This window comes from Chelatococcus sp. YT9 (genome assembly GCF_018398315.1).
Classification (GTDB): domain Bacteria; phylum Pseudomonadota; class Alphaproteobacteria; order Rhizobiales; family Beijerinckiaceae; genus Chelatococcus.
Window position 1 is genome coordinate 1,442,680 of sequence record NZ_JAHBRW010000002.1, and the last position, 24,320, is coordinate 1,466,999.

A 24,320-nucleotide genomic window follows, 5' to 3' on the forward strand; every position below is an offset into this window, starting at 1 on the left:
AAGTATACGCGGAATCCCCACGATAATCTCTGTCGCGAATCGATTCGAAAAGATTCCCGTGGGTTATAGCCCCCGATAGCTGGGCCTCAGCGCAGCTGAAAGGCCCATTCGACTGAGCGCCATTTCCAGTACTTGCGTGCCCGCTCGCCGTCACCATGCTGACGTGATCGCGACGATCGTGCAAAATACTGAGAAATGAGCATGATTCGCGAGCGTAATGTGGCGGCTCCGTCAGAGAGCCTTATTGGTCCGCTCCTCCTGGCTGAGGATGCGGTCGCACGTCTCGACGAGCGCCTGCGTGCGAGCCCAGTCCGTGAAGCCTGGATCAGCCGCAGCCACTTCCATGAAGCCTGCGCGGCACGCTGGATCGTGGGGGATCTTGTTCATCTCGAGGATCTTGTGCTGAACGATGCGGCGATGGACATTCGCACGCCGACCCATGAGCTGACGCGCGCCTCGGCGGTGTTGAGGGCTCATCGCAGCATCGCCAGCCATCCGCCAGGCTGGGCCCTGAGTTCGGCCGGCCTCAACGCCTTGAGCGGCCGCAACGCGTCGTGGCTTGATGATGAAGCCGCCGAATCCTCGCAAAGGCTGGAGGAATTTGCCGGCGCCGAACCAGAACGTGAGACTGAGCGTGCTTTCGCGGAGATCGACGCGCTTCTGGCACGATCCAACAGGACGATAGCGAACGCACGTTTGCCCTCGCGAGGACGACTTTCCGGCCTGGCAGATCTTGGACTTTATGATTCCGAGCGGAACGATGACGAGCTGCTTGCGCGCTGGCGGGAGACTATCAATCTGGAGCAACCGGCTCTTCTTGCGGCGCTCGACGCCTGGGAAGCCTGGGTCGATCTCGCACCCTTGCAGACCATGTCTTGGCTCGGACCTCTCCTGGTGGCTGCGGTCTTGCGTGCCGGCGGCAAGACCCAGCACCATCTGGCCTGTGTCAGTTTGGGCCTGCGGGAGTCGCGTCGGGCCAAGGGCGGCTCCACATTGCACGGCTATACGATGGCGCCGCCAAAGGTCGCCATGCTCAACGCGATCAAGGCGGCAGCCGTCGCGGGTTTGGAGGAGCATGACAGGCTGATGCTTGCGCGCACGCAACTCGAGCGGTTTCTGACAAACCGGCGCTCTCATTCACGCTTGCCTGGTCTTGTCGACCTGGTGCTCGCAAAGCCGCTCGTCACGCCACAGCTCGTTGCCAAAGAGCTTAAGGTGACCGCGAGAGGAGCGCTCGACCTGATCGGTGCGTTGAGCCCCACGTTGAAAGAAGTGACGGGCCGTGGTCGCTACAGGGCGTGGGCCGTTCGCTGAGCTGCGTGGGCCACGGCCGGCTCGCCCTTATAGCGCAGCACGACCAGCGTAATGTCGTCCGAGCGGTCGCAGCCCGCCTCGAACGTTGCCACATCTTGAGCGACCGCAGACGAGAAAGCACCGGCCTCGGCCTCGGCGGGCACCTCGGCTAGAATGTCGAGAAGGCGTTGCTCACCATATTGCTCGCCGACGGCATTGAAGGCCTCGGTCACGCCATCCGTGTAGAGAACGAGCGTATCTCCTGGTGCGAGGTCAACTGAGCGTGTCGTGAACGGAACGGACTCCATGATGGCGACAGCCATGTCGTCGGTGATCGGCAACATCGAGATGGCGCCGGCGGCGCTCACGCGCACCGGCGGCCCATGTCCGGCATTGACATAGTCCAGATGGCCCGTGTCCGGATCGAGGACGCCGAAGAACAAGGTGACGAACATCATCTGATCGTTGTCGGCGGCGAGGAGCTCATTGAGCTGGCGGACGCAGACGCCGGGGTCATTTTCAAACAGCGCAATTGCCTTCAGCAAGGTCCGGGAGATCGCCATGAAGAACGCGGCGGGGATACCCTTGCCTGATACGTCCGCGATCACGAAGACAAGTTTGCCATCTGCGCGTTCGAAGAAGTCGTAAAAGTCTCCGCCGACCTCGCGTGCCGATTCCATGAATCCCGAAATCGAAAAATGCGGACGGTCGGGAAAATCGTCGGGAATGACTGACTGCTGCAGGTCATGGGCGATCGCGAGTTCCTGCTGCAAGGTTGCAAGCTGTGTCTCGCGCACCAAGGCCTCGCGGAGACGAGCGACCAGCTCGGAGAGCCGCCGGTGCTGTTCGACGACGCGCCCTGACATCTGCTGCAGCACCGCCGCCAGCGGCCCGAGCTGATCATCATGGCGGATGAGCTGCGCGATCGGGTCGGTTGATTGTCCGGCGGTGTTGCCCGTGGTGGATGTTGCGGCGACAATGCGGCCAAGATCACCGAGAACCTCCTCGCGCGCGCCAGGTTCCAGCGTGCCAGCCAGTTCTTCCATTTGCCGGCGGACAAAACGCTCCTGCCTGCGGCGTTGAAGCTCACGCTGCCGCCGGGTCTGGTCCAGCGTGACGAGGCTGCGGCGCAGTTCCGCCACCGCGCGTGCGATGCGCCCGATCTCGTCATTTCCACCGCCGCCCAGCCGAACCGAGGTATCGCCGCGGCCGAGCGCGTCAAGCACGTCGACAGCCTGTTCCAGCGGGGCGAAGCTACGGCGCAGGTAGAGATAGAAGCCAGCTAGAGTGAGCAGGAGCACGCAAGCTGCCATGACGAGACCAAGCCGTGTCAGCATGCGCACCGCGCTCAAGCTTGCAGTTGCGTCCTGGACGACCACGAGCAGTCCCGCAAAGCCGGCTGAAAGGTCCGTGAGCGGCACAGCGGTGACAGCGAACAGGCGGTCATTGAGCTCTGCTTGCGTGACGGTCGCCGTACGCTGTGGCAGTTCCAGGGCAAGGCGGCGCCAGAGGTCCACATTGGTGCCGTCGATCAGCCGTCCCCGCGTCGACAGCATGAACGCTTCGCCACCCATCGCGGTCGAAAAGCGCAGCAGTGGGCGTGTCGTGGGAGCCGCTGCGATTATGACCCAACGGTCACCCGAGGGCACGGTCAACACGGAGGTTGCGAGGACGCGAAACTGATCTGATCCAACCTGGCGAATGCCCGCTGGCCGCTGTCCATCCAGCACGGCCTCAACGGTGCTTATGTCGAGCAGCCGTGGCGGCTCCGGCACAAGGGAACTCGTCGCTACCACCCGGCCCTGACGGTCGATGATTTGCAACTCGGTCTGATCTTCGGACGTCGGATCGAGGCTCGCGAAGTTGAAGAGGAGAGAGCGAACGCGCGGCAGGTCGCCGGCGAGCAAAGCGGCTTGCAGACGCTCGTCTCCAGCAATTGTGCTTACTATGTCGGTGAGTTCATCGGTCTGCGACGCGAGAATCTCACGCCACAGCGCGTCCTGTCCCGTGATCGCAATCGTCGTATAGGGCCGCGCTGCGAGATTCTCGCGTTGCAGACCGAGCAAGACGACCGCGCCGATCGCGATGACGAGAACGATCGAGACAAGAAGCGCAACGCGGGTTCTCAGAAACATGAGCGCCACCTCATCGCGCGGAGCCTTCATCGCGCGCGAACGATGTGGCGGCAAGGTTAGCGGCCAGGTTTGCGGCAAGGACAAGCAGGCCGATGGGCAACATAACGCTCATCGTCGCGAAACCAATAGCCCCCGCCAAGGGAGCGACCGCAACGCCAAGGACCAGCCCTGCAACGACTGCCGGAACATGTTTCAGCACGGAAGATGCGCGGCTCTTCAAGAGGCTCCCGACGCCAATGCCGAGTAGCACGCAGCAAACCGGCCAAAGCCAAGCTCCCGGAAGGTGCACGCCGGCCAGTGGCAACAACCATAATGCTCCTGACAGGGCGACCAGTAAGCTGGCAGCTGTAGTGGCCATCACCGGCCCGAGTACCATGGCAAGGCCAGCGACGACAACGAGCCCCGCGCCCTCAGCGTAATTGTCGAAACCGGGGCCCGCAGGGATGATGACGAGAACGAGCGCGCTGAGCGGCACGAGCATGAGAGGGACGAGAAGCCACGCGGCCGCGGCGGAACGATTCAGCCGAGGCGCCACGGCCGATGCGGCGGCAGACGGCAGTGCTGCCGCGATTGGCACGGTGGCCAATAAAGCGAGGCCGAGCAGCAAGAATGCCCCTCTTCGACCGATCGCCTCCGCGACCAGCCCCCCCAACAGGGGGCCTACCGCGACGCAAGCAACGCCCATGAGCGCAATGAGAGCACGTGGATGTGCGCTGAGGCGTGGATCCCGTAGCAGCGGGGTAAGAGCGAGGCCGAGGCCAAGGCCGGCGCAAATCCTGAGCCCGACGAAAAGCTCATAGGACCTGCACCAGAAGACCGCGGCATAGGCGATCCCGGCGAGTGCGACGCCTGCAGCGCTGAGAATGCGGCTGACGTTGGACGAGCAGCGTTGGGCGATCAACACGGCGGCGAGGACTGCTAGGCCTTCAGCGACAAGGGGGGAAACAGGCCACCAGGGCGTGGGGATCACGTTCGAGCCACGGTCGATCGCGAAATTGGCGATCAGCGGTAGGGCTCCTGCGTAAAGAGAAATGAGAAGGAGCGCCCGGCTGCAGACGGCAGCGAGGCCAGGGACGGTCGAGCGCGCTGTTTCACCAGGGTCTATGTCGGCAAGACCGCGCGTTTCGGCTACCGACGCGAGCAGCGGCTCGAGCCGCTTGCTAAGGCTCCCATCGAAGTCGATGGCGCGAACGGTGGCCACAGCATCCGCGAGGCGTCGTGCCGCGGCATGCACAGGCTCGATTCGTTGGGCGAGCGCTCGGAAAGCTGCGCTCGTGCGGCCACGTCCGGTCGTGGCGATCGTGATCGCGAAATCCCCGCGCGCCGCGCGGGCAAGCGCGAAGCCAAGCCTCGCTCGCGCCGGTGCGAGGTGCATTTCAAGAAAGAGGCTGGCGATCAGAAACGCGATCATGCCGCCGAGAATGGCGGCTGCTCCAATAAGCATTTCCAGCCGGACCGTGGCAGCGCTCAGAAAGGGCGATTCCATGGACAGCACGAGCGTCGCACGCTGCCCGCCGCCATTGACCGCGAAGGTGAGGCCCGCCACGCCCTCTCGTGTCGCAAAAACGGGACGGCCGCTGTCGTCGAGCAATGCAACGGCGTCGACCTGCGGCGCGGAGGCGACCACCGTCTTGAGATAGTCTTCGACACGGACCAGCTTATCGAGCGGAATGCCGAGAGAGAGCGCGTGCTCGATCTGACCGCTCAGCGCGCGCCCAACGGCTTCCGCACCCAGCCGCGTTGCCTCCTCGAGCGCCGGGGCGCTTTCCGTCCACGCTGCATCCAGGACGCGCCAACCGCCCGCCGCGATGGCCGTGGCAACGGCGAGCGCAATGATGATCGCTGCCAGTCGATCGCGCAGGGACCGCGCCTCAAGCCGCAGCATCGCGCAAGCTATCCTTCATGCCATCGTCATCGAGCTTCAACACGGCGGTCGTCGTCTGATCGAGTTGCTTCACCGCTGTATCGACGGCAAGGCCGACCTGGTCCGCGAGGCGCACCAGATTTGTGTTAGCAGACGGCTCAGGCAGGGCCGGTTGCGCCTGTTCCACCAAGCGTGCGGTCACGTCCATGATCTCACGAGAACGCCATCGCAGGGTGATCCAGACGACGAGACCTACGCCGATCAGGCATAACGGCAGCACAACGGCAAGGCGCCAACCGCTGGCGACCATAATCGAGGCGATCGGAGACTGCTCCATCGGCCCCGCAACCGTCACCGCCACATAGCCCACGGGTTCACCGAAATCATTGCGGATAGCCTGGCCGACTATCAGATTGCCGAATTCTTCCACGCGCCAGCGGTCGGCGTTACCGGCGTGGCGCACCCCTTCTCGCCAGGTCGAGGTGATTTCCTCACCAATGCTCCCGCGATCCGTATTGAACAGGGAAATTCCGGCGGGTGAAAAAACCTCCACCGCAAGAAGGCCGGAGTTGCCAATGCGCGACCGCTCGAGGAGATCCTGCACGACGCGAAGATCCTGCAATGGAATACCCAAGCTAACATTGGCTTCGATGGAATCGCGCAACTGCGTCAGGACGAAGTCGATGTTGGCCTCGACGACCCTGAGCCGCAGCCGGTCCAGCCCGCCGAATATAAGGGCACTCGCCAGAAGAATTCCGGCGCCGGTGAGGCCGAGGAGGGCCAGAATCGTTCTGACAGCGGGGGACATGCGCGGGGCGACACAATTGGCAGATCAGGCAAGATGCAGATGAAGCAGAAGGTATCGGAACTGTTCGCCACTGTCACCGCATGCGCTATATTTACCGTTGATTTCTTGCGCCTGTGCTATCTCTCTCGAGGGAACGGTTCGGCGCTACAGTGCAGACGCCGGCTTGGCGTGGATGAGCGGTGCCGGGGGGCACGGGATGATCAGGCTATCGCTTCGGACTTTGCCGCTGTTTGCGATCATCATTGGGCTCGCCATGGCGCTGGCGGCCTTCATGACAATTTCCGGAGTGAGTACGGCATACCGTGACCTTATCCGTTCTCGGATGGCGATGGTGGCGCAGGATATCGCGAATGATATCAACAGCGCGCTCGCGCTGGGCCTGCGCCTGCCCGAACAGATGACCCTGCCGGCGCTGCTCGCTCGCCAAGCCATGGCGGACCCCCTGACTATCTCGATCGACGTCAGCGACGTCGATGGGATGGTGCTGTTCAGCAGCAGCCCCGCTCGCGCCGGACACCCGGACGGCCGTGCCGAGGACAAGCAGGCATTTCGATTCGATCAGCCCCTCGTCAACGATTTTGGTGCCCCCGTCGGCAACGTTGCGATCCGCTTCGATGGTGCCGCCGTCGCGCGGGGCTTGGCAACGATTCGCGCTGCGGCTGTGCAGGATGCGCTGCCGATCGGCCTCGCGGCCATCCTCGCAGGCAGCTTCGGCTGTTTTCTCGCGTTGCGGCATCTCCTGGCCCGAGCCCGCGCCGTGGTCGAGGTCCAGGGCAAAGCCGATCCCTTCGCACGGGCAAACGCTGCGCTCGACCAATTCCATCAGGATAACGCCGCAATGGGCCCTCTCCGGTGAAAAGCGTCCGGATACAGCTATCGGCCATTCTGGTCCTCGTGCTGGTCCTTGGCCTCGCGGCCTTCAGCTGGCGTACGGCGGGCCGCGCGGAAAAGGTCTTGCTACCGGAGCTCGAAGCGAAGGCGGCGACTGTTGCCGATTCGGTCGCGAGCCTGATGGGCCGCGCGCTTGAACTCGGAATTCCGTTGGACAGTCTTCAAGGCGTCGATCCCTACCTGGAGCGAACCGTCGCAAGCAACCCCGACATTGCCTATGTGCTGTTACGTGGCCCGGACGGGAAAGTGTTGCATGCGGCGGGAGAGGTTCCCGCCGAACTGCCCCCTGCGGGTCTCGGGCTCAATCGCACACATTCGGCGTTGTCGGTAGCAGTCCGTAGTGGTTCTGCAAGCGCAGCGTTGCTGACGGTCGGCCTTGACCCGGCCTTTGCCCGCAAGGTGGTGTCTGAACTCTGGATCGATCTCGCCATCATCATGATCGTCACGGCGCTGGTCGCGCTCGAATTGATGCATATCGCCTTCGGCGCTGGACTTTATGGCGCGATCGAGGGTGTCGAAACTCGGCTTGACACTATTGCCCAGGATGACTTGCGGTTGCATCCGGCTGTCGATGGCGGCAGTGAATTCGGCCGCCTCGCGGCGCGAATAGATCGGAGGCTCACTGATCTGCATACGCGCTATGCCGGTCTCGTGGCCCGCCTCGCCGCCCAGGGGGAGGCGCTGCGCCAAGCCGTTGTCGAGGGGCTGCGCAAGGAGTTCAAGCTGGGAGAGGGGTCCAGCGAGGCACCGGTTTCGGTGATCGCGGTCCGCGCTCCACTCTTTATCTTCATGTTGGCCGAAGAGCTCACGCGCCCGTTCCTGCCAATTTACATCAAAGATCTTGCGACACCGATCCCCGGGCTTTCGCCCGATATGGTCACCAGCCTTCCGATGGTGGCGTTTCTTGCTGTTGTCGCGTTGTCCCAGCCCATCCTCGGCGGTGTGACGGACAGGCTCGGCCGGCGCGCCAGCCTCATCATCGGTGCTGCCCTCGGCCTGGTCGGTTACGTGGGCTCGGCGATGGCAACGGATCTCATCACGCTCACCCTCGCGCGCATGGTATCAGGGTTCGGCTTCGCGGCCGTGTTCGTGAGCGCGCAGGGCTTCGTGATCGACCATACGAACCTGCGCCAGCGGGCGAGCGGAATGGCCATGTTCATCGGAGCCATCCTCGTCGCAGGCCTTTGTGGCCCGCCAATCGGTGGCATGTTGGCCGATCGTCTCGGCATACGCGCGACATTCGTTATCGCTGGAATGGTGGCTGGCGCCAGCCTCATTCTCGCCCTCCTCGCAATGCCGGGCGGTAGCAGCGATGAGCACCGGTCTCCCCCCAAGGGGCCGACCATCCGGTGGCGCGACTTTGGCCCTATCCTCTCCTCGCCGCCGCTGGCCTGCCTGTTCTTTCTCTGCGCGCTTCCCGCGAAGATCATCCTCGTCGCCTACTGCTTCTTTCTCGTGCCTCTGCAGATGCAGGCGCTCGGGGCAGGGCAGGCGGCGACTGGGCGGCTGCTGATGGTCTATCCGATTGCGATGGTCATCCTGGTGCCGGCTTTCGCCGCACTTGCGAGCCGGCTCAATCAACGCGCGCCGTTCGTGGCGTTTGGCGGAATCGTGGCCGGTTTCTCCGGCCTCAGTGTGCTGATCAGCCCGGAGGAGCCGCTTGTTCTTGCCGTGATGCTTGGTCTATTCGGGATCGGGCAGGCCATCAGCATCGCGCCACAATCGGCACTGGTGGGCGAGTTCGGCCGTGAACTCTCAAACGATATCAGTGAGAGCTCACTTTATGGTATCTTCCGTCTCGTCGAGCGCACGGGTAACGCCCTTGGTCCCGCATTTGCGGGCTTCCTCCTGGGGCGGTATGGGTTTACCTCAGCCGTGGTGACCATCGGGCTCGGCATGGCCTTCGCTTCGGCTGTGTTTATCGCCATGTTTGTCTACTGGCGATTGTCGCGTCATACGTCGGTCGTGCAGGCTGAATAAGAGGCGGGTGGAGGGGGTGTGATGCGTCGTCGTTCGTTTCTCCAGTTCGCTGCCGGCGGGACGGCCGCTCTGGCGACCCGCCACGCCTTAGCCCAGGCACGGAACGGGCCGTTCAAGATTTACCGCATCACCTATCGCGGCCGCACCGAGGTCGAGGATGGCTTTGACGACTATCTCGCTGCCAACCGCGTCGAAGCATCTTTCATCGAGCGAGATGCCGATCGGGGCCAGGCGAAGCTCAGCAATTTCGTGGAAGAGATACGGCAGCTGAAGCCGGATCTCGTCTACACCTGGGGTACGCCGGTGACCCTGGGCGTGGCCGGGCGCTATGACGCTGCTGACAAGGCCGCTTATATAAGTGATACGCCGATTGTCTTCACGCTCGTCGCCGCACCCGTCAACGCCGGGATCGTACCGAGCCTTGCCGAGCCCCGCCGCAATGTGACAGGCGCGGTGCATGTGGTGCCCACGGCGATCCAGCTCAGGGCCATGAGCTCGTACCGCCCGATCGAAAAACTCGGTGTGCTCTACACGGAGACCGAGCAGAACTCGGTCGTGATCGTCGACGAAGTAAAATCCCTGCAGCAGTCAATGAAGTTCGAGCTCATCCCGCGCCAGTTCCGTGTGGATTCCGCCGGCCGCCCAATCGCGGACGGCATCGAGGAGTTGATAGCGGATATCAAAGGGGCCGGCGCCAACTGGCTCTATCTCCTGCCGGACACTTTTCTCGGCACCCAATACAAGCGCGTGGTTCCGGCCGCTTTGAAGGAGAAGCTTCCGACATTCGGTGCTGCCGAACTCGCCATCCGGGAAGGCGGGGCACTGGTCGGGCTCGTGACCCGCTACTACTCCGTTGGCCAGCTCGCGGCCTCGAAAGCTGTGAAGATCCTGCGCCAAGGCCTGCCACCGGCGCAGATACCCATCGAAACTCTCAAACGATTCTCGTTGATCATCAATATGCCGGTGGCGAAGGAGCTCGATCTCTATCCACCGATCGAGATGCTGAATTATGCGGAAGTCCTGACGGGGTGAGGGGAACGATGGGGGCGATCGTCAGCGATTTCATGGATCCCCGGCGGCCTGGTGGCTCGCCGGAGGCTGTCCCCGCGGCAGGCAACCTGTCCTGGCGGCCCCTTGCCGTTGATGACCTTGATGTCATCTTCGCGCTGCATCTTCAGGCGATTGACGCCATGGGCGACATGGCATTGGTCAAGCCGGAGACACGCGCCTTTTTCGCGGGCATCTTGGCAGGTGGGGGGCGTATCGTCGGAGCTTTTGATGACAAAGGCCTGGCTGCCTACGGTGTGTTGCAGCTCGACCTTCCTCCATCGGAAGATGCCCGACCGGTGATCGGCCTTGACCCATCGGTCAAGCTTGCGAAATTCGCGGGCGCCTCGGTCCGTCCGTCAGATTGGGGAAGACGGCTTCACGGCGCGCTCATCGATCAGCGCCTTGAGGCCGCGCGGCGTGCCGATGTTGCGCAGGTCTATGCCACCGCGGCGCCCGGCAATGCCCGCAGCTGGACCAACCTTCTCGATGCGGGCTTTCACATTCGCGCGCTTAAGCGCAAATACGGCGGCCATTGGCGGTATCTCGTCTTCCGTGCCGTCGAGAAGATGCCGCCGCGTCCCGTAACCGAGGCGGCTGTCTGGAGCGCAGCCACGGACACGGGCAAAGCCCAGACGCTTTTGGCCGAAGGTCACGCAGGTGTCGCTTGGCGCAGACGTGATGATGGCGGCTATGATATCCTCTTCGCGAGGCATGCATGACCCGGAGCAGCCAGGTGGTCGCGCTTGCGCATGAGAGGCTGCACGACTGTGGTGTTCGTCCCGTCCCGGATGATGCGAGGCTTGCGGAGGCGTGCCTGCAAGTTGATCTTGCCGCGGTGCGCGCGAACTTCGCGCAGATGCAGCGCCGTTTCACCGGACGCGCAGTCACGGCGGTCGTCAAATCGAATGCCTACGGCCTGGGGCTTGAGCCGGTGGTGGCGAGCCTTTCGTCAGCCGGCTGCGATACGTTCTGGGTCGATGATCTTGAGGAAGCGCTGCGTGTGCGGGCTATGGCACCGTCCGCCATCGTTTATACGCTTCTCGGCCTTGCCGGCCGGGAGCCCGCGGCATTCGCGAAAGCCGCTGTTATCCCGGTGCTCGTGAGCGTTGGTGAGATGCGTACCGTTGCGGCGTTTTCGGCTGCTTCCGGTGTGCCCATGCCGGTCGCGATCCAAATCGATACGGGGCTCGGGCGCCTTGGTCTGACGGGCGAAGAACTGCTCGACAGGGCGATGCTCGGCGCCTTGTGGCGGCATCTCGATGTCAGGGTATGGGTTTCCCATCTTGCGGCCTTCGACCGTCAGGAGGATGTGAGGAACGACGATCAGCACAATCGGCTCCTGCGGTTGCTGGCTGAGCTCCCCCAAGCGCCTGTCAGCCTCGCGTCGTCTTCGGGCGTTTACTGGCCGCCATCATGGCATTACGATATTGCGCGGGTCGGCAGCGCGCTCTACGGGGTACAAACTTCGCGCGTTTGGCAGGACGGTTTGCGACCTTGCTACCGCCTATCCGGGCGTATCTTGCGGATAGCCGACTACCCTGCAGGCAGCCGGGTGGGCTATGCCGGTACCGAGCTCCACCGAGCGTCCCGCATTGCGACCGTCGCGGTCGGCTACGCCAATGGTTTGCCGCAGCGCTTCGGCCAGGTCCTTCGGGCTCGTATCGGCGAGGTTCTCGTTGAAACGGTTGGCGGGATCGCCATGAATCTGACGATGGTCGACGTCACCGACGTCAATTCCCGCGATCTTCTTGGATGTTCCGAAGTTGTTTTTCTCGATAGCAGATTACCGCTCGAACCCCTCGCGGAAGCCTGCAACTACGTCCCGAACGCACTTCTCACTGCGATCGGGGCCGGTACGCGCAAGGTCTATAGGGAATAGCCGAAGCGCTAGGACTGATCCCCTCCGCCCTCATCACTGCCGCTGACGATTGTTCTTTCGCGTCTCCGGCATTCGGCTGAGTGGGCTACAAGAGAGATGAGCTGAACTTATTGGGATGGAAGCCATGACGAGGACGGTAGTGATCGCGGCGGGAGTTCGTACTGCGATCGGTGATATGGGCGGCGCGCTGGCGGATGTGCCGCCGACGGTGATGGGTGCGGCAGTGGCGAAGGAAGCTATCGCGCGTGCTGGAGTTGATCCATCTGACGTCGAGCAGACGGTTTTCGGCCAAGTCATCCACACTGCACCGGAAGACATGTATGTCAGTCGCGTTATCGCCCTGAACGCCGGTGTGCCGAAAACGTCACCGGCCTTAACCCTTAACCGGTTGTGTGGATCGGGCTTGCAGGCCGTTGTTTCGGCCGCGGAGCAGATCCTTCTCGGTAACGCGCAGGTCGCGCTGGCAGGCGGCGTCGAAAGTATGAGCCGCGCTGGTCATCTGCTGACGGAGACCCGTAGTGGCCGGAAAATGGGCGATGTCCGCGCGATCGACATGATGGTCGGCGCGCTGACTGATCCCTTCGGGAACGGCCATATGGGGATTACCGCCGAGAACGTCGCTGAGCAGTACGGAATCGATCGTAGCGCCCAGGACGCCTTTGCCGTGGAGTCGCATCGCCGCGCGGCGCGAGCTATTGCGGAAGGCCGTTTCGCAGAGCAGATCTTGCCCCTGACGGTCAGGAAGGGCCGCAACGACGTGGTGTTCGATACCGACGAGCATGTTCGGGCGAACGCCTCGCTGGAGGATATGGCTCGGCTTAGGGCGGCCTTCCGCAAAGACGGAAGCGTCACGGCGGGTAATGCCAGCGGGGTCAACGACGGTGCGGCCGCGTTGGTCCTCGCTGAAGCTGAGACAGCGCGCGCGAGGGGTATGAAGCCGCTCGCCCGGCTCGTCGCGTACGGGTTGGGCGGCGTCGCGCCGGAGGTCATGGGTCTTGGCCCCATCCCCGCAGTGAAGCAGGCGCTGGCACGGGCCGGTCTGACAATCGCTGATATAGCGGTGATCGAATCGAACGAAGCCTTCGCTGCGCAAGCATGCGCGGTCGCGCAAGAACTCGGCTTTGATCCCGAAAAAACCAACCCGAACGGGGGGGCCGTCGCTCTCGGACATCCCATTGGTGCTTCCGGCGCCATCATCCTGATCAAGTTGATCTACGAACTACGTCGTATCAAGGGCCGCTACGGTCTCGCGACGATGTGCATAGGGGGTGGCCAGGGAATCGCGGTGATCGTTGAAAATCCTGAGGCCGGATAGAATCAACGGCGGCTGATGACGAGCGCTTCCGGTGATCGTCATCGTCCGCCCCCCTCACGGGAGAGGCGCGGGAGCATCAAACCGAGAGGTCTGCAGTTTTTGGACGAGGGCGTGCTCATCCAGAGCGAGTGCGGGCCCGCTTTGGCGCGAGCGCCCGCCCCTCTATCACCTCGCAAGAGCCGCGACGGCCTGTGCGCGGTTGTCGTGAATTGCGAAAAGCTTGGCGAAGCCGGAAATCTGGAACACTTCCCGCACTGGCTGCGAGAGCCCGGAGAGGGCGAGTGGAACGTTCTTGGCCTTCGACAATTTGGCGGCAATCAGGACCACACGCAGGCCGGCGCTCGATATATATGTGAGGCGTTCGAAATCCACCGCAATCGCCTTGGCCTCGTCGAAGAGCGGCACGAGCACTGATTCAAGCTCCCGGGCGGTGTTGCTGTCGACGCGTCCGACGGGAGCCGCCACACTGACCCCGTCGATTTCAAACCGTTCGATATCCAAGGAAACTCTCCTACCTTGCCGTATCGCGTGCGGGAGCGACGACATTCTTTCTCAACGTGAGTTCGTTATGCCCATCGCGTCGGCGATAGTCGACATGGTCCATCACCGTATGGACAAAATGCATCCCTAGCCCGCCGATATCGCGGTCGTCGATCGCCGCGTCGATATCCGGGTTGGGAGGAGCGGAGGGGTCGAAAGCCACGCCGTCGTCCACAACCGTGATGACGAGAACATTCCTCTCGAGCGAAAGGGTGACATCTATGGTATGCGCGCCCTGATCCTTGAACCCGTAGCTGATCGTGTTGGTCAAGAGTTCGTCCAGCGCAAGATTGACAGCATAGGCAGTGTCGTCGCCGAGACCGGTCTTGTTGCAAAAGACATCGATTTCGTCCGCCAGCCGGCTGATTTCGCTGAGATCGTTCTTGACCGTGAGGGAGAGGCGAGGGACGGGAGGGCGCTTCATGGTGGGTTGAGGCTCATCCGACGCGACAGCGGCTGCGCTGAGATCAACGAGGCGGTAGACGGCTTCCTTGCCAAAATGCTTCGGCAGGTCGATTTGGCCAATGTAGTCGGCCCGATATCGCGGCGCATATGTCTCGCCCGCCTCCTGCGCCGCGTAGTTGCGCGCGTCCATCTCGGCGCGCAGCAGCGCCACGAAATAACGCGATGCATAGATCTGACCAGGAAGTGCCACCGGTTCTATACGCGCCGCGCGGTTAACGTGGTGACCGTAGATCATGCCGTGGCCTGTCAATGGGTGGAGGCCGACGAAGACGGGCCCGGCGTGCAATGCAATGCGGAAGCGCGGCCGGGCCGACAAGCCATAGGCTCCCGGATCGATTTCGAGCACGCTTGCGGCAAGTGCGGCGGCATAGTCGGCCAGATCATGGGCGGTTTCGGCGGCCGCGTGCACACCATCACCCCAGGCGTTGATGAGGATCGGCGCTTTGGCGCTGCTCTCGATCGTTTGTTGGGCCTCTGCAAGGAAATCCCAAAGAAGCGGCAGTTGGTCGTCTTGGAATGTTTTCGTGAAGGTGGCGATATCGGCGAACATGATGGCGCGGATGGCACGCGGACTTGTGCCAAAGATCATGTCCACGTCGATATCGGAGGCGGTTCCGGGGCCGAGATCCGTAGCCACGCCAGAGGCGCGGGCTAGAGCGTCCAGATCGATGACGGTGAGGCGCTCGTCATCCGGCCAGTTGACCATGAAATCAGTCGGACTTCCCGGCTCGGCTGGAATGCCGAGATTACACACGATGACGAGATGAGTCTCGGCATGGACCCGATCCGCCTCAAGCCGCGCCAGCCCCTGCAAGATCTGATTGTTGAAGCGCACCAGGGTTTCATCCCCGAGGAGACGCTCCTCGCAACTGATCTCCACCCGCGATGCACGCGTGCACAGCGCGTGGAAACGCGCAACCCAGGCCTCGCCGGCAGGCGCGACATACTGGGCGATGAAATCGCCGATTTCACAGGGAAGAACTATGTTCAGTTGCCCGCCGAGCGCCAAGACCTCCTCGCCGAACAGGAGGTCCGCTCCAGCTGTAGCCGAGCTATATCCGATGAAGCTGGGAAAAGCTGATAGCCACTCTCGTAGCGCGGCCCGGACGGCGGGGACGAGTTCCTCGGGAAAGGCGCCACGGAGCCCGCCCGTGTCGACTGGCTGCCCGGCGCAGATGACAATATTGGCAGGGGCAGCAGTCATCGTCGCGAGATCCCGAACGCCTCTATGCCGCGATGGCAGGCGTTGCCCTCGCGACATGCTCCTTTAGCACCTTGCCGGTCGCTGGATCGACCTCCCGCAGGATAACATTGTACCCCCACAAGCTGGCAAGGTTCTGCAGCACCTGCGTGGTGTCGCTTTCCGCCAGAAGAATGCCGTTAATGACCTCATGCTGGAGAATGAGGTGGCGGTCACCTGCAAGATCGACATCAACGACCTGGATGTCAGCCTGTTGCCAGGCGATATCGTATTGACGCGCCAAAGCCCGGCGAATACGGCGGTATCCACGTTCATCATGGATCGCCGCGATCTCGAGGGCATTCTTGCTAGCGTCGTCCGCCACGTGAAAAATGCGCCATTCTCGGATCAGCCGCGGGCTCAGAAACTGCGCGATGAAGCTCTCGTCGCGATAGTTCGCCCAGATATGCTTGAGCACGTTATCGGCATCGCCCTTGCCCGCGATATCGGGAAACCACTCCCTGTCCTCGTCACTCGGAACGTTACAGATCCGGGCGATGTCCTCCATCATGGCAAAGCCCAGGGCATACGGGTTGATGCCGTTATAATAGGGGGTGTCGAAGGTCGGCTGCGCCACGACATTGGTGTGCGATTGCAGAAACTCTAGGAAAGCCCCGTCGTTGATGGAGCCCTGCTTATGCAGGCGCGTCATGATCCGGTAGTGACAATAGGTTGCGCAGCCCTCGTTCATCACCTTTGTCTGTGACTGCGGATAGAAATACTGAGCGACGTGCCGGACGATGCGCAGGATCTCACGCTGCCATGGGGCGAGCTTGGGCGCCGTCTTCTCGAGAAAATACAGGATATTCTCTTCAGGAAGTTCCAGAAGCGCACGCCGCTTATCCTCATTCTGGCGCGACGCTTGTTGCGTTCCGGTTGGCACGGTTCGCCACAGATCGTTGTAGAAGCGCTCCTGGTAAGCGTGGCGCTCCGCCTCCCGTTGTTCCTCGGCCTTAAGGTCCAGCCGTTGCCGCCGGGGATAGCGATGGACCCCCTGGTTCATCAAGGAGTGTGCGGCGTCAATGAGCTGCTCGACGGCTGCCTGGCCGTGGCGTTCCTCGCAAGCTGCGACGTAGCCTTTGGCAAACTCCAGATAGTCGCGAATGCCCTCAGCGTCTGTCCATTGCCGGAACAGATAGTTGTTCTTGAAAAAATGGTTATGACCGAATGCGGCATGAGCGATGACGAGAGTCTGCATCATCGCCGTATTCTCCTCCATCACATAGCTGATGCAGGGATCGGAGTTGATGACGAGCTCATAGGCGAGCCCTCGCATGCCCTTGCGATAGACGAGTTCGTGGTGGGCAAACTGCTTGCCGAAGGACCAGTGCTTATAGAGCTGCGGCATGCCCGTGGACGAATAGGCATCCAGCATCTGCTCGGTGGTGATGACCTCGATCTGATTGGGATAAGTATCAAGGCCGAGCTCGTCCCGCGCAGCCTCCTCCACCGCGTCGTAAATGCGGCGGATCGTGTCGAAATCCCAGTCAGTACCGGAAAACAGGAGAGGATGCGTGTGGCCGGTCCGGTCCGCTTTCATGCTGCACCGCCACGGACATTGGTTCCTCTTCGCCGGAACAGCTCGCGAAACACGGGGTATATTTCCCGCCGATGCCAGACCTTGCGCATCACGAAGTGTCCCTCCGGAGTCGCTATCGTCTCGTAGGTTCGCCAGAGATCGCTCGGGCGCGGAGCCGTCCCCGTTGGCATGGGGTCCTCCTCGCGTCCAACCTCCAGATAGGCGAAATACTGACAGGCTGGCAGAATCTGATCATGCAGCAGGCCAGCCGCCTTCGCGCTGTCACTGCCCATGTTGTCGCCATCGGAGGCTTGGGCGACATAGATGTTCCAGTCGGCGGGGTTGTAACGCTGACGCATGATGATCAGCATTTCTTCCAGGGCTGTCGACACGATCGTGCCCCCGGTCTCGGTCGAATAGAAGAAAGTCTGCTCATCGACCTCTTCCGCCCGATCCGTATGGCGGATGAAGACGATATCGACATGGTTATAGCAGCGGGTCAGAAAGAGGTGCAGCAGCGCGAAAAAGCGCTTTGCCAGATCCTTCATATGTTCGCTCATGGACCCTGACACGTCCATCAGACAGAACATGACGGCTTGAGCGACCGGTTTCGGATTGGCCTCATACCGGCGATAACGCAGATCGATGGGATCGATATAGGAAATCCGGCGATTGCGTCTGACGAGACGCTCCCGCTCCTCCCGCAGAGCGACGAGCTCGCTTTCGGGAGCACCCTCGCGCTCGAGGCGCTCGATCTCACTGTCAAGCTTGAGGATTTCTGCGGCGCTTGGCCGGCGTAGCGCCAAGCGGCGCGCCAGCGACAACCGCATGGTCCGTGCTATCGCGAGACTTGCAGGAGAGCCGGTCGTCGAGTAGCCAGCGCGTTGAATCTCCTTCGCCTCGGTGTCCATGAGACGCCGTTTGGCGAGGTCCGGCAGTTCGAGATCATCAAGAAAGAGATCGAGATATTCCTCTTTCGTCAGAACGAAGCGGAACTCGTCCTCGCCATCTCCGCCCTGGCCGGGCTGGGAGCCCGATCCCCCACTCCCGCCACTTGGGCGCGGAATCGTATCTCCCTCGAGATATTCCTTGTTTCCAGGAAGCACATGGTCTCTTTGGCCACCGCTTGCTGCCCGCCGCAGGGTAGGCTCATGCACACCCTGGCGCATGATTCCTATCTCGCCGCCCTGATCCAGGTCCTTGATGCTGCGGCTCTTGAAGTTGTCGCGGACGGCCCGCTGTACCAGCGCTTTCGCACGCCGCAAAAAGCGCTGGCGATTGGCAAAGCTCTTGCCACCGGGATTGAGGCGTCGATCAATGATATACACAGATAGGTCATCCGAACTGGTCAGCCCGCCTGCTTAACCCTCATGTACCACTCCACCAACCGCCGGACCTGTCGTTCGGTGTAGCCCCGTGACTTCATGCGTTCGACAAACTCGCCGTGCTTTTTCTCCGCCTCGCTGTCCTTCTTGGTACCAAAGCTGATGACCGGCAAAAGATCCTCGACCTGACTGAACATCCGTCGCTCGATGACCTCCCGGATTTTTTCATAGCTGGTCCAGGACGGGTTATGTCCACCATGGCTTGCCCGCATGCGCAAGGCAAACTTGACGACCTCGTTACGGAAGTCCTTCGGGTTTGCGATACCGGCCGGCTTTTCGATCTTCGTCAGTTCCTGATTGACAAGCTCCCGATTGAGCAGCTGCCCCGTGTCGGGATCCTTGAAATCCTGATCTTCGATCCAGGCATCAGCATACGCCACATAGCGATCAAAAAGATTCTGACCGTAGTCATGGTAGGATTCAAGATAGGCCTTCTGAATCTCATGACCAATGAATTCGGCGTAACGTGGCGCCAACTCGGCCTTTAGGAACTCCAGATACCGCTTCTCGACCTCCCCGGGGAGCTGTTCCTGACGCACCATCTGTTCGAGCACGTACATCAGATGGACAGGATCAGCGGAGATCTCCGTCGTGTCATGGTTGAAGGCAGCTGCCAGAGCCTTGAATGCAAAGCGGGTCGAGACACCATCCATGCCTTCGTCCACGCCAGCCGCATCCTTGTACTCCTGCAGGCTGCGGGCGCGGGGATCGACCTCGCGCAGGCTTTCGCCGTCGTAGACACGCATCTTGGAGAACAGGTTCGAATTCTCATGTTCCCGCAGGCGCGACAAAACGGAAAACCGGGCGAGAAGTTCCAACGTCCCCGGCGCGCAGGCCGCGTCCGTCAACTCCGACCCCCGGACAAGCTTTTCATAAATCTGCCGTTCCTCGGTGACGCGGAGGCAATAGGGGACCTTGATGACGTAAATACGGTCTATAAAAGCCTCATTATTCTTGTTGTTCTTGAAATTCTGCCACTCCGACTCGTTGGAATGGGCCATAATCACGCCATTGAAGGGGATCGCCCCGATGTTCTCAGTGCCGACGTAATTACCTTCCTGGGTCGCGGTCAGCAGAGGATGCAGCATCTTGATGGGTGCCTTGAACATCTCGACGAATTCGAGAAGCCCCTGATTGGCACGGTTCAGACCGCCGGAGTAGCTGTAGGCGTCCGGGTCGTTCTGCGACAGGGTTTCCAGCTTGCGGATGTCAACCTTGCCGACGAGCGAAGATATGTCCTGATTATTCTCGTCGCCGGGCTCGGTCTTTGCGATCCCTTCCTGCCTCAGCCGTGAGGGCATGATGCGCACGACCCGGAAGCGTGAGATATCACCTCCGAATTCATCCAGCCGCTTGCGGCACCATGGGCTGACGAGGCCTGTCAGGCGACGACGCGGAATGCCATACTCATCCTCAAGAACCGGGCCCATGTCGGCGCCGAACAGGCCAAGCGGGCTCTCAAACACAGGGCTAATCTCGTCCCCCGCCTTGAGGACGTAGATCGGATGCACCTCCATAAGCGCCTTCAGGCGTTCTGCGAGGGACGATTTGCCGCCGCCGACCGGGCCGAGCAGATAAAGGATCTGCTTGCGCTCCTCGAGCCCCTGCGCCGCATGCCGGAAGAACGAAACGATCCGCTCGATCGTTTCCTCCATTCCGTAGAATTCCGCGAAGCTCTTGTAGGCCCTGATCGTGCGGTTCATGAAGATGCGGCCGAGGCGCGGATCCTTTGAGGTATCCACGATTTCGGGCTCTCCGATCGCCGCCAACAAACGCTCCGGCGCGCTTGCGTAAAGCATGGGGTCGCTGCGACATCCCTTGAGATAATCCGCCAGAGACATCTCAGTTTGCCGCCGGGCCTCGAAGGCCCTCGTGTAGCTTGTGAAGAGGTCGTCGCTCGGGAGCATTGTGTACCTTTGCCCTAACGAAGCATTATAACCCTAAAGCGTGCCGTTGCAGAGAGTTTACGTGCTCGACTTAATAAACGCTGTTCCGGACGCTCACTTAACAGCAGGATCGCCTACAATGCGCAAATGTGCCAGCCTGTATTCGATCACAATGCTGCATACGCACACATCGTATCGAAAACTTCCGCTTATAGAATTGGTGTTTTCGATACCAAACTACAAGCGATGACGAGCGAATTGTTGCCTGGGCGCGGCAGCGTGTAGCACCCAGCGCGGGCTTTAGCGCCACGTCCGCATTTTGAACGAACGCCAGATGCGAATCGTTCAGCGCTAATCACACTATAATTCTCAAAGGCTTCCTTCGCCAGCAACGCTTGCTGATGGCGATTGCCCACGGGTGTGGCCTTCCGCTGCGCGCTGGCCAGCGCAAATGCCTTTTTCAGAGGCAACGACCTCTTCAACCAATGCTGCCGGCAGCCGAAGGATTGGAGCTGTAAGATCATTGTTGCAACGCCTTGCCTGTGCCATTCACTATCGTGCCGTGGCTGTTCGCGATCGCAGCAACCGCGCTGGATATCTGTCAGGGAAGCCTGGGTGCTTTCGGCACGGAAGTGGAGATAGGCATGGGGTTTGCAGTAGGTGAGGCGGCCGCGCGGGCTCGCGGTCCGGCGGGGGCCTCAAGGGGCGTCCAGGGCCTTGGCCTTCGCGCGGTTGTCCTCATGGCCGGGCGCGTGGTCGGCGCTGTCGGGCTGCTCCGTCATTGCGGGCGCCGGGCCGTTGTCGCCGCCCTGGCGTTGAGTTGGTGTGCCGTCCTGAGCCCTGCCGCCTTCGCGGCGCGCAGCGATGTGGTCGTAGGCATGGCGATCGAGCCGCAGGGCCTCGATCCCACAGGGGCTGCGCCGGTCGCCATCGGCCAGGTGACCTGGCAGAACATCTATCAGGGCCTTGTTCGAATCGACCGCGACGGCAAGATCCAGCCCCAGCTCGCCGAGCGTTGGACCGTGTCGGACGATGGCCGGACCTACACATTTGCGCTGCGCCAGGGCGTGAAGTTTCACAACGGCGAGGCTTTCGATGCCTCGACGGCGAAATTTGCCCTAGACCGCGCGCGTGGCGCGAACTCGACCAATCCGCAGAAGCAGTTCTTCAGCGTGATCGACGCTGTCACGGCTCAAGATCCCGCAACTCTTGTCGTCACGCTCAAGGAGCCAGCAGGAAATCTGCTCTATTGGCTGGGATGGCCAGCATCTGTCATGGTTGAGCCGAAGTCGGCTCAGGTCAACAAGACGGAGCCCGTCGGCACGGGCCCGTTCAAATTTGTGCGCTGGGCGAAGGGGGACAGGATCGTCCTCGAACGAGATCCGAACTATTGGAATGCCGCCCAGCCTGCCCGGATCCAGCGGGTCACATTTCGGTTCATCGGGGACCCGCAGGCGCAGGCCGCCGCATTGCGAGCCGGAGACGTCGATGCTTTCCCCGAGTTCGGCGCACCCGAGCTCTATGGCAACTTCCAAAAGGACAATCGCTTTGTGGCCGTGGTCGGCAACACTGAGCTCAAGGTGGTCGCCGGCATGAACAACCAGCGCAAGCCGTTCGACGACAAGCGGGTGCGACAGGCCCTTATGCTGGCGATCGACCGGCCTTTGCTGATCGAGGGGGCCTGGTCGGGCCTGGGGCAAGCGATCGGTAGCCACTATACGCCTAATGACCCCGGCTTCGTTGATCTGACCGGCGTTTATGCCTCCGACAAAGCCAAGGCGCGTAGTCTCTTGAGCGAGGCGGGCTACCCGAATGGCTTCACCTTCACCATCAAGGTGCCGCAAATGAGCTACGCGACACGCTCGGCGGAAGTGCTCCAGGCGATGTTGGCGGAGATCGGCGTGACCATGACCATTGTGCCGACCGAGTTTCCCGCGAAATGGGTCAGCGAGGTCATGACAGGGCACGACTTCGACATGACGATCGTGGGTCATGCCGAACCGATGGACATCGGTATCTACGCACGGCCGGACTACTATTTCGGCTATCGCAACGCGGCCTTCAACGACACGATAAGGCGCGCCGAGCAGACAACCGATGAGGAAGGGCGCCTCAGGCTCTATGGCGAGGCGCAGACCATGCTTGCCGAGGACGTGCCAGCCCTCTTTCTCTTCGTCATGCCAAAGCTCGGCATCTGGGACAGGAAGCTGAAGGGCTTCTGGGCAAACGAACCGATCCCGTCCAACGACCTCACCGAGGTGGTCTGGGAGGATTGATGGTGGCGCGATGATCGCTCTCATCGGCCGACGTGCAGCGGGCTTGGTGCTGACGCTAGCGCTTGTCTCGATCGTGGTATTTGTCGTGACGGATGTGCTGCCTGGAGATCCGGCAGCCATCATGCTAGGCACGTCTGCCCGGCCGGACACGCTGGCGGCACTTCGCCAGGAACTTGGCCTCGATCAGCCGGCGATTGCTCGCTACCTGGCCTGGGTTGGAGGCTTGCTGACCGGCAGCTTCGGCACGTCAATCACCTATGGGGTCCCGGTGGCGGGTCTCATCGCCGAACGGTTGGCGGTCACACTGCCGCTCGCGGGTTTATCGATCGTCATAGCGATGATCCTGGCGTTGCCGCTTGGGATCGCGGCCGGTTACCGACGCGACGAGCCCCTCGACTATGGCGCCATGGCCTTCGCACAGACGGCGCTGACATTGCCGAATTTCTGGATCGGGCTGATCCTGATCCTCATTTTCTCCACATGGCTCGGCTGGTTCCCAGCCGGCGGCTTTCCGGGCTGGAGCGCCGGATTGCTCAAAGCACTCCAGGCGCTGCTGCTTCCCGCCGTGGCGTTGGCCCTGCCGCAGGCGGGCATTCTCACCCGCGTTGCCCGCACGGCAATCGTTGAACTCGCGGGGGACGATTTTGTCCGCGCGGCCAGAGGAAAAGGATTGTCGCAGCACGTGATCCTTTGGCGGCACATCGTGCCTAACGCGCTCGTGCCGATCATCACCATTCTCGGCCTGCAGTTCACATTTCTCATCGCCGGCGCCGTGCTGGTCGAGAACGTCTTCAGTCTGCCCGGGCTTGGACGCCTGGCTTTTCAAGCGGTGGCGCAACGCGACCTCGTCGTGCTGCAATCCGTCATCCTCCTGTTCGCCACCCTCGTCATTGTCGTGAATTTCCTTGTCGACCTCTGTTATCTCCTCCTCGATCCGCGCCTGCGGGACGCGAGGTGATGGGCGAGATCCGGACACGGACGGGACATGGAAAACTAGTCCTCGGCACCGCGATCATCACGTTTTTTGCCGCCGTGGCGATCCTATCCTTGGTGTGGACCCCCGCGCCCCCCGCGCGCATGAACATTGTGTCCAAACTCAAGCCGCCGCTGACTGCCGGCTGGCTGGGCACTGATCACTTCGGGCGTGACGTGGCCTCCCTCCTCATGGCGGGTGCTTGGAACTCGCTGTCGATCGCCCTGTTGGCCGTTGCCTTGGGGGCAAGCGCAGGTGTTTTCGCAGGCTTGGTCGCTGCTAGGCAGCGCGGCATTGTCGAAGCTGGGCTGATGCGGCTCTGCGACGTCATCTTCGCCTTTCCGCCGGTGCTGTCCGCCATGGTGCTCGGGGTGCTCATGGGTACCGGCGCAACGAGCGCTGTCGTTGCGATCGCTGTCTTTATGGTTCCGGTCTTCGCGCGGCTGACGCGTGGCGTCGCTCTGCAGGTTCAGTCGCGCGATCATGTGCTGGCGGCCCGCAGCATGGGCCGTGGTGAAGGTGGAATCATGATCGCGCATGTGCTGCCCAACATTGCCGGGCAGATCGTGGTGCAGGTCATGATCCAGCTCGGTCTCGCCATTTTGACCGAAGCCGGGCTCAGTTTCCTCGGGCTTGGTCTTGCGCCTCCGGCGCCCACTTGGGGGCGCATGCTGGCGGAGGCCCAAACTTACCTTGAGGTCGCACCTTGGCTCGCGCTTGCGCCCGGGCTCGCGATCGCCATCGCGGTCCTGGGGTTCAGCCTGCTGGGCGATGGCTTGCGCGACGTACTCGACCCTCGTGATAAAGCACAATAGGCGCGT

Annotated in this window: 18 protein-coding genes; 10 read left to right on the plus strand and 8 right to left on the minus strand. The window is 61.8% G+C overall.

Annotated elements, in window-relative coordinates; translation table 11 throughout:
* Positions 1-201: 201 nt before the first annotated feature.
* On the plus strand, positions 202-1,314 hold the full coding sequence (locus KIO76_RS26635) for an RHE_PE00001 family protein (RefSeq protein ID WP_213326587.1): 1,113 nt from the start codon (positions 202-204) through the stop codon (positions 1,312-1,314).
* Here KIO76_RS26635 and KIO76_RS26640 read toward each other — a convergent pair.
* The 3 genes from KIO76_RS26640 to KIO76_RS26650 are packed head-to-tail and all read right to left on the minus strand — an operon-like array spanning position 1,290 to position 6,100.
* A complete protein-coding gene (locus tag KIO76_RS26640) occupies positions 1,290-3,428 on the minus strand; it encodes a SpoIIE family protein phosphatase (protein ID WP_213326588.1) in 2,139 nt (712 codons plus the stop codon). The two genes, KIO76_RS26635 and KIO76_RS26640, sit on opposite strands and share 25 nt — an antisense overlap.
* 10 nt (positions 3,429-3,438) lie before the next feature.
* The gene (locus KIO76_RS26645) at positions 3,439-5,313 is read right to left on the minus strand and encodes a hypothetical protein (RefSeq protein WP_213326589.1); all 1,875 of its coding nucleotides are present in this window, start codon (positions 5,311-5,313) and stop codon (positions 3,439-3,441) included.
* Positions 5,300-6,100: a hypothetical protein gene (locus KIO76_RS26650; protein ID WP_213326590.1), complete on the minus strand. Its 801-nt coding sequence runs from the start codon at positions 6,098-6,100 to the stop codon at positions 5,300-5,302. Before KIO76_RS26650 ends, KIO76_RS26645 begins: the two co-directional genes overlap by 14 nt.
* 196 nt (positions 6,101-6,296) lie before the next feature.
* Between KIO76_RS26650 and KIO76_RS26655 the strand changes: the two genes are divergently transcribed.
* The 6 genes from KIO76_RS26655 (at position 6,297) to bktB (ending at position 13,215) form a co-directional block, all read left to right on the plus strand.
* Positions 6,297-6,956 (plus strand): hypothetical protein, encoded by a 660-nt coding sequence (locus KIO76_RS26655; RefSeq protein WP_213326591.1) that lies wholly within the window; start codon positions 6,297-6,299, stop codon positions 6,954-6,956.
* Positions 6,953-8,971, plus strand: a complete 2,019-nt coding sequence (locus tag KIO76_RS31685) for an MFS transporter (protein ID WP_213326592.1) — start codon at positions 6,953-6,955, stop codon at positions 8,969-8,971. Before KIO76_RS26655 ends, KIO76_RS31685 begins: the two co-directional genes overlap by 4 nt.
* A 21-nt stretch (positions 8,972-8,992) precedes the next feature.
* The gene (locus tag KIO76_RS26665) at positions 8,993-10,003 is read left to right on the plus strand and encodes an ABC transporter substrate-binding protein (protein ID WP_213326593.1); all 1,011 of its coding nucleotides are present in this window, start codon (positions 8,993-8,995) and stop codon (positions 10,001-10,003) included.
* Positions 10,004-10,011: 8 nt separating this feature from the next.
* Entirely contained in the window at positions 10,012-10,740 is a 729-nt protein-coding gene (locus tag KIO76_RS26670) for a hypothetical protein (protein WP_213326594.1), read from the plus strand.
* Positions 10,737-11,900, plus strand: coding sequence for an alanine racemase (locus tag KIO76_RS26675; protein ID WP_213326595.1), 1,164 nt, complete (start codon positions 10,737-10,739; stop codon positions 11,898-11,900). The genes KIO76_RS26670 and KIO76_RS26675 overlap by 4 nt, the downstream gene beginning before the upstream one ends.
* Positions 11,901-12,024: 124 nt before the next feature.
* A complete protein-coding gene (gene bktB, locus KIO76_RS26680; protein WP_213326596.1) occupies positions 12,025-13,215 on the plus strand; it encodes a beta-ketothiolase BktB in 1,191 nt (396 codons plus the stop codon).
* Positions 13,216-13,380: 165 nt separating this feature from the next.
* Here the strand turns inward: bktB and KIO76_RS26685 are convergent, their stop codons facing one another.
* Genes KIO76_RS26685 through KIO76_RS26705 form a run of 5 tightly spaced genes read right to left on the minus strand, consistent with a single transcriptional unit; the run spans position 13,381 to position 20,271 of the window.
* Complete coding sequence (locus KIO76_RS26685; protein ID WP_249730053.1) at positions 13,381-13,716, minus strand: STAS domain-containing protein; 336 nt, start codon at positions 13,714-13,716, stop codon at positions 13,381-13,383.
* Positions 13,717-13,726: 10 nt separating this feature from the next.
* On the minus strand, positions 13,727-15,424 hold the full coding sequence (locus KIO76_RS26690; RefSeq protein WP_213326598.1) for an ATP-binding protein: 1,698 nt from the start codon (positions 15,422-15,424) through the stop codon (positions 13,727-13,729).
* 22 nt (positions 15,425-15,446) lie between these two features.
* The gene (locus tag KIO76_RS26695) at positions 15,447-17,000 is read right to left on the minus strand and encodes a SpoVR family protein (protein ID WP_213326599.1); all 1,554 of its coding nucleotides are present in this window, start codon (positions 16,998-17,000) and stop codon (positions 15,447-15,449) included.
* Positions 16,997-18,307: a YeaH/YhbH family protein gene (locus KIO76_RS26700; RefSeq protein WP_213326600.1), complete on the minus strand. Its 1,311-nt coding sequence runs from the start codon at positions 18,305-18,307 to the stop codon at positions 16,997-16,999. The genes KIO76_RS26695 and KIO76_RS26700 overlap by 4 nt, the downstream gene beginning before the upstream one ends.
* A gap of 20 nt (positions 18,308-18,327) precedes the next feature.
* A complete protein-coding gene (locus KIO76_RS26705; RefSeq protein ID WP_213326601.1) occupies positions 18,328-20,271 on the minus strand; it encodes a PrkA family serine protein kinase in 1,944 nt (647 codons plus the stop codon).
* 719 nt (positions 20,272-20,990) lie between these two features.
* On the opposite strand from KIO76_RS26705, the gene KIO76_RS26710 reads away from it, so the two are divergent.
* From KIO76_RS26710 to KIO76_RS26720, 3 genes are read left to right on the plus strand one after another with little or no spacing between them, the layout of a single operon-like run.
* On the plus strand, positions 20,991-22,526 hold the full coding sequence (locus KIO76_RS26710; RefSeq protein WP_213327125.1) for an ABC transporter substrate-binding protein: 1,536 nt from the start codon (positions 20,991-20,993) through the stop codon (positions 22,524-22,526).
* 10 nt (positions 22,527-22,536) lie between these two features.
* Positions 22,537-23,484: an ABC transporter permease gene (locus KIO76_RS26715; protein ID WP_213326602.1), complete on the plus strand. Its 948-nt coding sequence runs from the start codon at positions 22,537-22,539 to the stop codon at positions 23,482-23,484.
* Complete coding sequence (locus KIO76_RS26720) at positions 23,484-24,314, plus strand: ABC transporter permease (RefSeq protein WP_213326603.1); 831 nt, start codon at positions 23,484-23,486, stop codon at positions 24,312-24,314. Before KIO76_RS26715 ends, KIO76_RS26720 begins: the two co-directional genes overlap by 1 nt.
* Positions 24,315-24,320 lie beyond the last annotated feature (6 nt).